The organism is Halocynthiibacter styelae, from assembly GCF_016123485.1.
Taxonomy (GTDB): domain Bacteria; phylum Pseudomonadota; class Alphaproteobacteria; order Rhodobacterales; family Rhodobacteraceae; genus Halocynthiibacter; species Halocynthiibacter styelae.
This window is the reverse complement of sequence record NZ_JADCKQ010000005.1, coordinates 164,764-177,525: the sequence shown is the minus strand read 5'-3', so window position 1 is coordinate 177,525 and position 12,762 is coordinate 164,764. Positions and strand designations below refer to the sequence as shown.

Sequence of the window (12,762 nt, the reverse complement as noted above, 5' to 3'; positions counted from 1 at the left end):
CCCGGCAGGTGTATCCCGCCGGGGTAGGTTGTTTATCAGTCGGTCCAGCGCACGCCGGTCAGGTCGGTGGCCTGTGTTGGCGCATTGGCCCAGAGCCCTTCGATCTTCGCATTGGCAACAGACAGAGACGCCAGCTGGAACAGATAGCCATTCACGTAATCATCCGCGATGGTTTGCTGTGCGGTGGTGATCATTTCACTGCGTTTCGCCGGGTCTGTTTCAGCGGTCAGCGTATCCATCAGGGCCTGGAATTCGGCGTTGTCATACTGGAAGTAATATTCCGGCCGCGCGTAAATCCCGATGTCGAAAGGTTCGGTGTGGCTGACGATGGTCAGGCCGAAATCTTTACCGCGAAAGACCTCTTCCAGCCATTGTGCCCATTCCAGATTGGTGATCTCGGTTTCGATCCCAACCTCGCGCAGTTGCGCTGCGATGATTTCACCGCCGCGACGTGCGTAAGAGGGGGGCGGCAGTTTCAGCGTGGTGGTGAAACCGTCGGCAAAACCTGCCTCGGCCAGAAGGGCGCGGGCCTTTTCCGGGTCATATTGTGAATTGCCGGTCAGATCGACGTAATCCGGGTTGTGCGGTGCAAAATGGGTGCCAATCGGGGTGCCATAGCCAAACATCGCGCCGTCAATAATCGCCTGACGATCAATCGCATGGGCCAGGGCCTGACGCACCTTCACATTGTCAAAAGGTGGCATCTTGTTGTTGGTGGACAGGATTGTTTCACCTTCGGTCGAACCGACAAGCACCTGAAAGCGCGGGTCTGCTTCAAACAGGTTCAGGTTTTCGGGGGCCGGGAAGCCAGAAAACGCATCCACGTCACCCGCCATCATTGCATTCAACGCAGCGGAAGGTTCAGAGATAAACTTGAACGTCGCGCTTTCCAACGCCGGTGCATCGCCCCAATAGGCGTCATTGCGCAGGATGGTGATCGCATCGCCCTGGACCCAGTTTGCGAAAGTAAACGCGCCAGTGCCCACGGGTTTGGTTGTGATGTTCTCAATGCTTTCCGGCGCAACGATCACCGCGTCACCCCAGGCCAGGTTAAACAGGAAGTTCCCGTTTGGCGCGGTCAGGGTGATTTTGACGGTATGCGGATCGACGGCTTCGACAGACGCAATGCCTTCAAACAGCGCCTTTTGTGCGTTGGTGCTGTCTTCCGCGCGGGCACGATCCAGGCTGAACACCACATCGGTTGCTTCAAAATCGGTGCCGTCATGAAACTTTACGCCTTGACGCAGGTTGAACGTCCAGGTCAGACCGTCTTCGGAAATCTCCCAGCTGTCAGCGAGGCCCGGGTTTACGGACCCATCGGGGCCGAAGCGTGTCAGGCCTTCAAAGATATTGGAATAGACCACCTGGTCAATCGCACCCGCAGCGGCGCTTGTCGGATCCAGATGTGGTGGCTCCAGTTGCAGCCCGATTGTCAGATCGGTCTGGGCCGCAAATGCCCCGCCTGCGATCAGCGCTGCAAATGAAGCAGCGGCGGTAACTTTGGTGAACATCCCCGAATATCTCATTGTTATCTCCCTCTGTTCTGCACGTAGTCTTGTTGTGAAAACGATCTGGCGCAAGCCTTGTGAACGTTCCCTTGCGTCTTATTCTGAATATACCGTAGAAATACGGTGTGCGTCCTGTTATATGATTTCTGCAACGCAGCGAATGACAGGACCCCGTGATGAGCGCCACTGCCAGAAAAACCGCCCCGCTTCCCGATGATATCAGGGCGCGTAAAGGGGGTGAACCGCTGGTCAGCCTGACCGCCTACACCACGCCAATGGCGCAGATGATGGATGAACACTGCGACTTTGTCCTGGTGGGTGACAGCGTTGGCATGGTGTTGCACGGGCTGCCGTCGACCCTGGGTGTCACGATGGAAATGATGATTATGCATGGTCAGGCCGTGGCGCGTGGATTGCGCCAGGCGATGATGGTGATCGACATGCCGTTCGGCAGTTATGAAGAAAGCCCGCAGCAGGCGTTTCGCAATGCCGCCCGTCTGATGGCGGAAACGGGCGCAGGTGCGGTCAAGCTGGAAGGCGGTACGCATATGGCGGAAACCATCGCGTTTCTGGTGGCGCGCGGCATTCCTGTCATGGCGCATGTCGGGTTGACGCCGCAGTCGATCAACACGCTGGGTGGCTACAAGGTGCAGGGGCGTGATGACGCTGGTGCTGCCCTGATGGCCGATGCGCAGGCGGTGACAGAGGCCGGTGCATTTGCCGTGGTGCTTGAGAAAGTGCCGGCAAATCTTGCGGATCAGATCACGGCAGAGGTGGATATTCCGACGATTGGGATCGGGGCATCTGCGGGCTGTGACGGGCAGATCCTGGTGGTGGATGACATGCTGGGCCTGTTCACAGCCTTTAAGGCGAAATTTGTGAAGAGATATGCAGAACTTGGCAAAGAAGGTGAGGCTTCGATTGCCAGATACGCCCGGGAAGTGCGCACGCGCAGCTTCCCGGGGCCGGAGCATATCTTTGCAGATCAGGCGCCTGGAAAAGGATGATGGATATGACATCACAGCCGCCGCCCCGGATTATTCGCGGGCTGGATGAACTGCGTGCAATCACGCGGGCCTGGAAGCGTGCGGGCGAAACCATTGGCGTTGTGCCAACCATGGGCGCGCTGCATGACGGGCATCTGTCGCTTGCGCGGGCGGCGCGACAGAACTGCGACCGGGTGATCGTGACGATCTTTGTCAATCCAAAGCAATTCAACAACCCTGAAGATCTGGAAAACTACCCCCGTACCGAAGACGATGATGCCCGCAAGCTTGCCCCGATCGGGGTTGATCTGATCTGGGTTCCCGACGGGGAACAGATGTATCCCTCTGATTTTGCGACGAATGTGTCTGTCAGTGGCATCACAGATGTCATGGAAGGGGCGCATCGCCCTGGGCATTTTGACGGGGTTGCGACGGTGGTTGCAAAACTGTTTCTGCAAACCGCTGCCGATCAGGCGTTTTTCGGGGAAAAGGATTTTCAACAGCTGATGATCGTCACCCGTATGGCGAAAGATCTGGATATCGATATTGAAGTCATCGGTTGTCCGACCGTACGCGAAGACACTGGCCTCGCCATGTCGTCGCGCAATCTGTTGCTGTCGGACCGCGCCATGATGAAGGCCGCAACCCTGCATGAGGTCATGACTGATACGGTTGCCGCGCTGGCAGAGGGTGCTGAATTTTCTACGTTGCAGGATGCCGCGAAGGCCCGGCTGCGCGCGGCTGATTTTACCGAGATTGAGTATTTCGAGATCCGCGCGCGTGATGATTTTGCGCCCCTCACGACCCCGACCCGCCCGGCACGCCTGTTTGCAGCGGCCTGGATGGCGGGTGTGCGGCTGATCGACAATATTGATGTGCCTGTGAAGGGGTAAGTGCGCTTTCATGTGTTAATCGGGGCGCGGCAGTAATTCAGCAAGCGATTGCGCCATGACGCGGGCGCTCTCAACCATGTCATCGACACCGATATATTCATCCGGTTTATGGGCAAGTTCCAGAATGCCAGGACCGTAAGCGATGCAATTCTTCAGCTTGCCGATCCGGTCGATGTGTTTCTGGTCATAGGTGCCGGGGGAGACGACATATTCGGCCTCTTTCCCCATCACATCGGAAATCGCGCGGGATACGGTTTCGACCACGGGCGCGGATTTCTCTGTCATCGTCGGCAGAACCCGGTGCATTTCGCGGATGTCATAGCGGAAGTTTTCACGTTTACCCGCGACTTTATCCAGCACATCGGTGATCTCACGCTGCACATCGTTGATGTCTTCCTCAATCAGGAAACGGCGATCGACGATCATTTTGCAACTGTCGGGCACACAGGGCGACGGCAGGCCGGTGAAGTCAGCGGGTTGTTCGGCCTGACCGCCGTGGATCGAATTGATATTCATCGTTGATTGCCGCGCCCCGACGGGCACCACAGGCATATCTGTGCGTTTTTCCGCCAGGGCGGGAAACAGGGTTTCTTCCATCTCATTCACTACAGCCCCCATATGGCGTACGGCGCAATCGCCAAGGAAGGGCATAGACCCATGGGCGATTTCACCATGGGTTTCGATTTCAGCCCACCAGACGCCGCGATGGCCCAGGCAGATACGATCCTTTTGCAGAGGTTCGGGGATGATCACATGCTGCACACGTTGCGGGGTAAAGAACCCCTTCTCCGCCAGATAAGCCACACCGCCAAAGCCGCCGCTTTCTTCATCCGCTGTACCGGAAATTTCAATCGAGCCGGCGAAATCGGGGCAGACTGCGATGAACGCCTCTGCCGCGATGATCGAGGCCGCAAGTCCACCTTTCATATCACAAGCGCCGCGCCCATAGATCTTGCCGTCATGCAGTTCGGCGCCAAAGGGATCAAATGTCCAGCCCTGGCCCACGTCCACCACATCGGTGTGGCTGTTGAAATGCACGCATTCGCCAGGGTATTTGCCTTCATAGCGCGCAACCATATTCCAACGCGGGTATTTATCGCTGTCACCCGGCGTGCCGTGGGCGCGGATCATTTCCACGCTGAACCCCTGGCGCTTCAGGCGGTTTTCCAGATATTCGCAGATCAGCAGATAGTTTTCACCCGGCGGGTTCAGTGTTGGAATGCGGATCAGATCCTGGGTCAGGGCGATCAAATCATCGCGCCGGGCTTCAATTTCCCGGGCGAGGAGATCTGCGGTGTTGTCAGTCGTGGTCACGATTTTGTCCTGTGATAAATCCTGCTTGAAGGTTTGCGCGGAAATGATACGGTATCAATACCGTATGATCACGGCGCGGGAGGGCCGGTATGGATTTAGCAACAGATGTGGATGCGCTGGCCTTTGATCTGGCGCCGATTGGCATTGTTATGACCGAAAACCGGGTGATCCGCAGTGTGAACCAGGTGTTTGCCGATCTGACCGGACGTAGCAAACCCATGCTGGTGGGGCTGTCGTTTCGCGAACTGTACGGCAGTGCGCGCGAGTTTGAGGATTTCCGCGACATTGGCCTTGCGGTGCTGAAACGCGGCGATATCTACACGGATGAGCGTTTGCTGGCCAAACAGGGCGGGGTGGCGACCTGGTGCCGTTTTCGCGCCCGCACTCTGACCCCGGCTGAACCGCTGGCGCGTGTTGTGATGTCCTATGCCGCGATTTCGGATGCGCCGCGTGCCATCCGTCTGACGCCACGCGAACGTGAGGTTGTGGTCTTCCTGAGCCAGGGAAAGACCAGCAAGGAAATTGCCAAGGCGCTGGGCCTGTCGCCGCGTACGATTGAAGATGTGCGGGCGCGGCTTCTGAAGAAACTGGATGTGCGCAATGTGACGGAACTTTTGTCAAAACTGTCCCGTGGTGATTTCTGAGGTGAGTGTATGAAATTCGGATATTGCCCGGTTGATACGGCAGAAGGTGCCCTGCTTGCGCATAGTCTGAAGGCAGGTGATCTGCGCCTGCAAAAAGGGTGTGAACTGACGGCTTCTGACATTGCTGCGCTGAAGCAGTCCGGGGCGCGCGAGGTTTCTGTCGCCCGCCCGGATGCTGGTGACATTGGTGAAGCTCAGGCGGCGCTGCGCGTTGCTCAGGCGATCGCGCGGGAGGGGCTGCGCCGTGCCGCGCCTGTGCATGGGCGGGTGAACCTGATTGCAGAGGTGGATGGCGTTCTGCGCGTGGATGCGCCGGGTGTGATCGCGCTGAACCAGGTGGATGAGGCTGTGACGCTTGCGACCCTGCCGGATTATGCCCATGTGCGGGAAGGCACGCTGACGGCGACCGCCAAAATGATCCCTTATTTCATTCCGGAGGATGTGGTTGCAAGGGCTGAACAAACACCGGGGCTTATGTCTGTGAAGCCGTTTCGTGCCTTGCGCTGGGGGCTGGTTCTGACCCGGGTTCAGGGCATGAAAGACAGCTTGTTGAGCAAAGCAGAGGAGGCAACGCGCCAAAGGGTGGAACGTCTGAATGGGCAGTTGGAGCAGGTTCAAATCTGTGACCACCGGGAAGCCGGTCTGATGCGGGCTTTGCGGGAAATCCAGGCGGATCATGCGCCGGATGTGTTTCTGATCCTCACGGGGTCTGCCACATCGGATCGGGCGGATGTGGCCCCGGCGGGGCTTACACAAGCGGGTGGTCAGGTGACGCGATTTGGCATGCCGGTGGATCCTGGGAACTTGCTGTTTTTGGGTGAATTTAACGGTAAACCCGTTGTTGGCCTGCCTGGTTGTGCGCGGGCGCTGGCGCTGAACGGCGCGGATTGGGTTATGGAACGGATTGCCGCGGGGATTGAGCTGACGGATGCTGATTTCGCTGCCATGGGGCCGGCGGGGCTTTTGAAGGATACGCCGGAACGCGGCGCGCCACGTCGGGTGCGCAAAACGTGAGCGACACTATCCATATCCTGATGCTTGCGGCGGGGGCATCCAGGCGGATGCGGGGTGAAGACAAGCTGTTGCGCGATGCGGGTGGTCAGCCCTTGTTGGTGCGCGCATTACGTCATGCCTGTGACAGTCGCGCTGCTGCGGTGTCGGTTGTTCTGCCAGAGGGAAACCAGACCCGTGCGGAACACGTGAAAGATCTGCCGGTGCGTCCTGTAACCTGTGCAGATTGGGAAACCGGGATGGGGACGTCTTTGCGGGCCGGTATTGCCAGCCTGCCTGTCTGCAATGCGGTGATTGTTGCCCTGGCCGATATGCCGGATCTTTTGCCTGACCATTATAATGCTGTGATAAATGCCTTTGAGGATTTGCCTGATGACGTGAGGTCACGGGGGATTCTGCGTGCGGTCAGTGAACGTGGTCAGCCCGGGCATCCGGTTCTCTTTGGGGCGGACTGGTTTGAAGAGCTGGCAACAGCGCAGGGCGATCAGGGTGCGCGGGCCATTCTGCAAAGGGAAAAAGAGCATATCATGCGGGTTCCGACCACGGGCGAGGGGGCTGTGACAGATCTGGATACGCCAGAGGCCTGGGCGGCCTGGGAAACGGCGCAGGGGAAAAACACATAGAATTTCCCGGCCTGATCCGTGGCGCCATGGTCACAATTTGTCGCATGCAACGCGTGAAGAACCTTGTTCCCACAGGCCTGTCCGCCTACATGAGGGTAATGAAACGTTGGATCCCATTTCTCAAATCCGAAAAAACCGTTGCTGTTGTGCGCCTTGCTGGTGTGATCGCAGCCGGTGGTCGTGGGCTTTCTGATGAAAAGCTTGCCCCGGTTCTGGAACGCGCCTTCAGCAAGGGGAAACCTGCTGCGGTTGCGCTGATTATCAACTCGCCTGGCGGGTCGCCTGTGCAATCCTCTCTGATCGGTGCGCGCATTCGTCGCCTGGCAGAGGAAAAGGACGTTCCTGTCTTTGCCTTTGTTGAAGATGTGGCGGCGTCTGGTGGGTATTGGCTGGCGGCGGCTGCGGATGAGATCTTTGTCGATCAGAGTTCAGTCCTTGGATCAATCGGCGTGATTTCCGCAGGCTTTGGTCTGGATGAATTCATTTCCCGCCACGGGATCAGCCGCCGGGTTTACACCGCAGGTAACAGCAAATCCATGATGGACCCGTTTAAGGCGGAGACACCAGAAGATGTGGATCGGCTGAAAGGCATTCTGGAACAGATCCACGAAGTCTTTATTGATCACGTGAAAACCCGTCGCGGTGCAAAGCTGGATGGTGAACAAGATCTGTTTAATGGCGAAGTGCGTGTCGGGGCAAAAGCGGTCGAGGCCGGGCTTGCCGATGGGCTTGGTCATATGAAAACGGTGATGAAGGATCGCTTTGGCGAGAAATGCCAGTTCCGGACTTACGGTATGAAACGTGGGTTGCTGGCGCGTTTTGGGGCCTCTGCGGCGGACAGTGCTTTTACAGCAATTGAGGAACGTGCGGAATTCGCGCGTTACGGGCTGTAAGCGATGATTATTAAGATTGTCGTTCTGTTTCTTGTGGGGATGATGGTGCTGGCCATGTTTGGCAAGCTGCGTTTCCCGGGGCAGACGGCGATCGAAAACAGGAAATGTCCGCGGTGCGGGCGCTTTCGCATTGGTCGTGGACCATGTGCGTGTGAAAAGACAAAGGGCTGACGACTGTGATGGACTGGATCTATGTGGGGCTTGGCCTGATTATTCTGCTGCTGGGCGGCGATGTGCTTGTAAAGGGCGCTGTGAACCTGTCTTTGCGGCTTGGTATTCCCGCCCTGATCGTCAGTCTGACCATTGTGGCTTTTGGCACGTCCGCCCCTGAACTGCTGATCGCCGTTCAGGCGGTGACAGAAGGCGCGCCGGGCATCGCCATGGGGAATGTCGTGGGATCGAACACCGCAAATATCCTGCTGGTTCTGGGTGTGCCCGCCATTATGACGGGCCTGCATTCCAGTGAATGTAATACGCGTAAAACCTATCTTTATATGATCCTGGCCTCGCTGATCTTTGTCGGGGCCTGTTTTGCCGGGCCACTGACCTGGGTGCATGGGATCGGGTTTCTTGCGGTGCTGGGCTTTATTCTGTTTGATCAGGCACGCGAGGCGAACGCGTACCGCAAAGCCGGCGCAAACTGTGCCCCCTGTGATCTTGAAGAGGTTGAGGGTGCGGATGACAATATGCCGGGCTGGCAGATTGGCCTGTTCCTGGTCCTGGGCCTGATTGGCCTGCCTCTTGGGGCAGAACTTCTTGTGGAAGGGGCGGTGGATATCGCCCGCGACTTTGGCATTTCAGAAACAGTGATTGGACTGACGCTGGTGGCTGTTGGTACATCTTTGCCCGAACTGGCAACCGTTGTGATGGCCGCATTGCGTCGTCAGGCGGATGTGGCCCTGGGCAATGTCATCGGGTCCAATATGTTCAACCTGCTGGCGATTATCGGCATTGCTGCGCTGATTGGTGACATTCCTGTGGATCAGCAGTTCCTGAGGCTGGATCTTTGGGTGATGCTGGGTGCCTCCCTGCTGCTGGCGCCGTTTGTCTTTCTGCGCTGGAATATCACCCGTGTTTGGGGGGTATTATTCTGCGTGCTTTATGTTGGCTATATTTGTGCGATTCTTTCATAAAGACAGGCACTTCTGCTGCACCGTTAAACGTTAACAAAAGGTAAACATTTCCGCGAAACCTGACGGAAAACGCCGCGTTGCGACAACTTGTGCACCCCTCTGATACCGCGTTACAAAAGCGTAATAAAAATGTTAATGTTATCAGGGAGTTGTATTTGGAACTTAATTTTCGTTTGAAAATCAACAGGTTGAAAATCTGCCTAAAAAATAGGCAAAGCGATAAAAGCTGTTATTTTGTGTGGTGAGCGTGTTCCCTCCCAAAGTTACCCACGGAGTTATCCACAGAAACGGTTGATATGTTTTATCTTGTGTCAGGCCGGATAAGATTGCAGCCAGAGAAGAATCACAGAAACCCCGATGACAGACCCTGAAAACACTGACTTTCCCATTGATGAAGCCGGTAAGCCGCTGGTCGGTCACGCCTGTGTGCAGAGTTATCTGAAGACGCTGGACAACTCTCCCGGGGTGTACCGGATGCTCGATGAAACCGGGAAGATCCTGTATGTCGGCAAAGCACGCAGCCTGAAGAAACGTGTATCCAATTACGCGAATCCCAACGGGCATACGCCGCGGATCCTGCGGATGATTTCCCAGACCCGGCGGATGATGTTTCTGACGACCCGCACGGAAACCGAAGCGCTGCTGCTGGAACAAAACCTGATCAAACAGCTGAAGCCGCATTTCAACGTGCTGCTGCGCGATGACAAAAGCTTTCCGATGATCATGCTGACCGGGCATCATGATTTTCCACAGATCAAAAAGCATCGCGGCGCACGTAAGGCGAAAGGCGATTACTTTGGTCCCTTTGCGTCGGGCGGGGCGGTGAACCGGACACTGAACCAGTTGCAGCGGGTGTTTATGCTGCGCGATTGTTCCGACAGCATGTTCAACAGCCGCACGCGCCCCTGTCTGCAATATCAGATCAAGCGCTGCACAGGGCCATGTTGTGGGAAGATTACCACTGAAGACTACGCCGCGACGGTGAAAGATGCGCGGGACTTCCTGCAGGGGCGCAGCAGCAATATCCAGGCGAGCCTGGCGAAGGAAATGCAGGCGGCCAGCGATGCGATGGAATTTGAACGCGCGGCCGCGTTCCGGGACCGGATCAACGCGCTGACTCAGGTGCAGCAGGCCCAGGGCATCAACCCGCAAAACGTGGCCGAGGCCGACATCATCGCCTTGCATATGGAAGGCGGGCAGGCCTGTGTTCAGGTGTTTTTCATCCGCGCCAATCAGAACTGGGGCAATAAGGATTTCTATCCACGCACCGGGCAGGGTGGCGAAGGCAATGAAGGCGCCGACCCCGGTGAGGTGCTGCAGGCTTTCGTGACGCAGTTCTATGACAACCGCGAACCGCCGCGTATGGTCCTGATCTCTAATGCTGTGGATGATCCTGATCTGGTGGCAGAGGCCCTGGCGCAGAAAGCAGGCCGCAAGGTTGAAGTTTCCGTACCGCAGCGGGGCGAACGCGCCGATCTGGTTGATAACGCCATGCGCAACGCCCGCGAAAGCCTTGCGCGCAAAATGGCAGAAACCGCGACCCAGGCGAAATTGCTGCGCGGGGTGGCTGAGGCTTTTGATCTGAAAGAACCGCCAAAGCGGATTGAGGCTTACGATAACTCGCATATTCAGGGGGCCCATGCGGTGGGGGCGATGATTGTCGCCGGACCCGAAGGTTACATGAAAAGCCAGTATCGTAAGTTCAACATCAAGGGCGATGATCTGACCCCGGGTGATGACTTTGGCATGATGAAAGAAGTCATGACCCGTCGTTTCAAGCGCCTGCAAAAGGAAGACCCGAACCGGGAAACCGATGCCTGGCCTGATCTGTTGCTGATTGATGGCGGTGCGGGGCAGGTGTCTGCTGTGCGTGAGATCATGAAAGAATGTGGCGTTGAAGACATCGCCATGGTGGGGGTTGCGAAAGGCGTGGATCGCGATCACGGTAAGGAAGAATTCTACCGCACCGGCAAGCGCCCCTTTGCCCTGCAACGCAATGATCCCGTGTTGTATTTCATCCAGCGCCTGCGGGATGAGGTGCACCGGTTCGCCATCGGCACGCACCGGGCGAAACGATCCAAAGCCATTGGAGCGACCCCGCTTGATGAGGTCGCAGGCGTCGGGGCTACACGCAAACGTGCGTTGCTTGCCCATTTTGGGTCTGCCAAAGCCGTCAGCAGGGCCGGGCTTGAGGATCTGAAAGCGGTTGATGGTATCTCAAATGCCCTGGCCGAAGTGATTTACGGGCATTTCCATGAAAAGGGCTGACCCCCGCGTTAACCCTGCTATGCTGCGACGGAATGTGCCGGGGGATGCGTATCATTGTTGCCTTTCCTCCAAACCGTGAAGTGAGTAAGAAGACCCTATGACCTGGACAATCCCGAATATCCTGACTGTAATGCGTCTCTTTGCGGCCCCTGGTGTGGCGGTGATGTTCCTGTACTTCAACCGCCCCTGGGCGGACTGGTTTGCGCTGTGCCTGTTCACGGTTGCGGCAATCACCGATTTTGTTGACGGCTATCTGGCCCGGGCCTGGGCGCAGGAAACGAAATTCGGCGCGATGCTGGACCCGATTGCTGACAAAGCGATGGTGGTGATTGCGCTTTTGGTGATCACGGGGTTCTCCGGCATGAACCCCTGGATCCTTCTGCCCGCGACGATCATTATTTTCCGGGAAGTCTTTGTGTCCGGCCTGCGGGAATTCCTGGGCGCTAAAGCGGGTCTTCTGAAGGTCACAAAACTTGCGAAATGGAAGACCACTGTGCAGATGGTGGCGATCGCTGTGCTGTTCGCCAGTGGGATGTTTGAACATTACTTCTTCATGCATACCTATGGTATGGATGCGGCAATTGTAGATCAGATTTTTGCGGGCGAAATCGCGGATGACCTGCATATTGTACGCAGTTACTACGGCGAATATCTGACCTGGCATGGTGGTGTTCTGCTGCTTTGGGGTGCGGCCATTCTGACTCTGCTGACGGGTTGGGATTACTTCGCCAAAGCCCGCCCCTATCTGAAGGAAGAATAAGATGGCGCTTGATGTGCTTTACTTTGCCTGGCTGCGCGAACATGTCGGTGTCCCGCGGGAAACTGTGGAAACAGAGGCCGCAACAGCCGGTGATCTGGTGAGGGAACTGCTGGCGAAGGGCGAAGGGTATGAGACTGCTTTTGCCGATCTCACATCACTTCGGGTGGCGATTGATCAGGAACTGGTGGAATTTGATGCCTCTCTGGCGGGCGCACGCGAAGTGGCGTTCTTTCCGCCTATGACCGGCGGCTGACATGGATATCCGCGTTCAGGAAGCGCCCTTTGATTTCGGCGCAGAGGCCCAGGCGTTTTCCGATGCCCAGGAAGGTGCAGGCGCAATTGTGACCTTCACAGGCCTTGTGCGCGATCTGCCCGGCACGCCGCTGGATGTGATGGAAATCGAACATTACCCGGGCATGACGGAAAAGGCCCTGGCGAAGATTGCAGAGGACGCACGGGCGCGCTGGGAGCTGTCCGGCTGCCTGATTATCCACCGGTTTGGCAAAATGCGCCCGGGCGATCAGATCATGATGGTTGCGACCGGTTCAAAGCACCGCAAAGATGCCTTTGAAGCCGCAGAATTCCTGATGGACTACCTCAAATCCCGCGCGCCTTTCTGGAAGCGCGAAGTGACGTCCGACAACACCTCCTGGGTTGCCAGTAAGGCCGAGGACGAAGACGCGCTGAGCCGCTGGGATCAGACCCGGTAACATATTGCCCGACACCTGG

Annotated in this window: 13 protein-coding genes; 11 read left to right on the top strand and 2 right to left on the bottom strand. The window is 57.0% G+C overall.

Annotation, left to right across the window (positions count from 1 at the left end; all coding sequences use genetic code 11):
• Positions 1–35: 35 nt before the first annotated feature.
• Entirely contained in the window at positions 36–1,526 is a 1,491-nt protein-coding gene (locus H1D41_RS08770) for an ABC transporter substrate-binding protein (RefSeq protein WP_228848545.1), read from the bottom strand.
• Between the two features lie 158 nt (positions 1,527–1,684).
• Here H1D41_RS08770 and panB point away from each other — a divergent pair, with 158 nt between their 5' ends.
• The gene (panB, locus tag H1D41_RS08765; protein WP_228848544.1) at positions 1,685–2,515 is read left to right on the top strand and encodes a 3-methyl-2-oxobutanoate hydroxymethyltransferase; all 831 of its coding nucleotides are present in this window, start codon (positions 1,685–1,687) and stop codon (positions 2,513–2,515) included.
• A 5-nt stretch (positions 2,516–2,520) separates the two neighbouring features.
• Positions 2,521–3,387, top strand: a complete 867-nt coding sequence (panC, locus tag H1D41_RS08760; RefSeq protein WP_228848543.1) for a pantoate--beta-alanine ligase — start codon at positions 2,521–2,523, stop codon at positions 3,385–3,387.
• Positions 3,388–3,402: 15 nt separating this feature from the next.
• Here panC and H1D41_RS08755 read toward each other — a convergent pair whose 3' ends face one another.
• On the bottom strand, positions 3,403–4,701 hold the full coding sequence (locus H1D41_RS08755) for an acetylornithine deacetylase/succinyl-diaminopimelate desuccinylase family protein (RefSeq protein WP_228848542.1): 1,299 nt from the start codon (positions 4,699–4,701) through the stop codon (positions 3,403–3,405).
• Positions 4,702–4,790: 89 nt separating this feature from the next.
• On the opposite strand from H1D41_RS08755, the gene H1D41_RS08750 reads away from it, so the two are divergent.
• The 9 genes from H1D41_RS08750 to H1D41_RS08710 all read left to right on the top strand — a co-directional run bounded on the left by H1D41_RS08750 (position 4,791) and on the right by H1D41_RS08710 (position 12,743).
• Positions 4,791–5,345 (top strand): LuxR C-terminal-related transcriptional regulator, encoded by a 555-nt coding sequence (locus H1D41_RS08750; RefSeq protein ID WP_228848541.1) that lies wholly within the window; start codon positions 4,791–4,793, stop codon positions 5,343–5,345.
• A gap of 9 nt (positions 5,346–5,354) precedes the next feature.
• A complete protein-coding gene (locus H1D41_RS08745; protein WP_228848540.1) occupies positions 5,355–6,359 on the top strand; it encodes a molybdopterin-binding protein in 1,005 nt (334 codons plus the stop codon).
• Positions 6,356–6,979 carry a nucleotidyltransferase family protein gene (locus H1D41_RS08740; RefSeq protein ID WP_228848539.1) on the top strand — a complete coding sequence of 208 codons (624 nt, stop codon included), beginning with the start codon at positions 6,356–6,358 and terminating at the stop codon, positions 6,977–6,979. The genes H1D41_RS08745 and H1D41_RS08740 overlap by 4 nt, the downstream gene beginning before the upstream one ends.
• Before the next feature lie 98 nt (positions 6,980–7,077).
• On the top strand, positions 7,078–7,872 hold the full coding sequence (locus H1D41_RS08735; protein ID WP_107496901.1) for a S49 family peptidase: 795 nt from the start codon (positions 7,078–7,080) through the stop codon (positions 7,870–7,872).
• Positions 7,873–8,051: 179 nt separating this feature from the next.
• Positions 8,052–9,005 carry a calcium/sodium antiporter gene (locus H1D41_RS08730; RefSeq protein ID WP_228848538.1) on the top strand — a complete coding sequence of 318 codons (954 nt, stop codon included), beginning with the start codon at positions 8,052–8,054 and terminating at the stop codon, positions 9,003–9,005.
• A 357-nt stretch (positions 9,006–9,362) separates the two neighbouring features.
• The gene (gene uvrC / locus H1D41_RS08725) at positions 9,363–11,273 is read left to right on the top strand and encodes an excinuclease ABC subunit UvrC (RefSeq protein WP_228848537.1); all 1,911 of its coding nucleotides are present in this window, start codon (positions 9,363–9,365) and stop codon (positions 11,271–11,273) included.
• A 97-nt stretch (positions 11,274–11,370) separates the two neighbouring features.
• The gene (gene pgsA / locus H1D41_RS08720) at positions 11,371–12,033 is read left to right on the top strand and encodes a CDP-diacylglycerol--glycerol-3-phosphate 3-phosphatidyltransferase (RefSeq protein ID WP_228848536.1); all 663 of its coding nucleotides are present in this window, start codon (positions 11,371–11,373) and stop codon (positions 12,031–12,033) included.
• A 1-nt stretch (position 12,034) separates the two neighbouring features.
• Positions 12,035–12,286 (top strand): molybdopterin converting factor subunit 1, encoded by a 252-nt coding sequence (gene moaD / locus H1D41_RS08715; protein WP_228848535.1) that lies wholly within the window; start codon positions 12,035–12,037, stop codon positions 12,284–12,286.
• Between the two features lies 1 nt (position 12,287).
• Positions 12,288–12,743 carry a molybdenum cofactor biosynthesis protein MoaE gene (locus H1D41_RS08710; protein WP_228848534.1) on the top strand — a complete coding sequence of 152 codons (456 nt, stop codon included), beginning with the start codon at positions 12,288–12,290 and terminating at the stop codon, positions 12,741–12,743.
• The last annotated feature ends 19 nt before the right edge of the window (positions 12,744–12,762 follow it).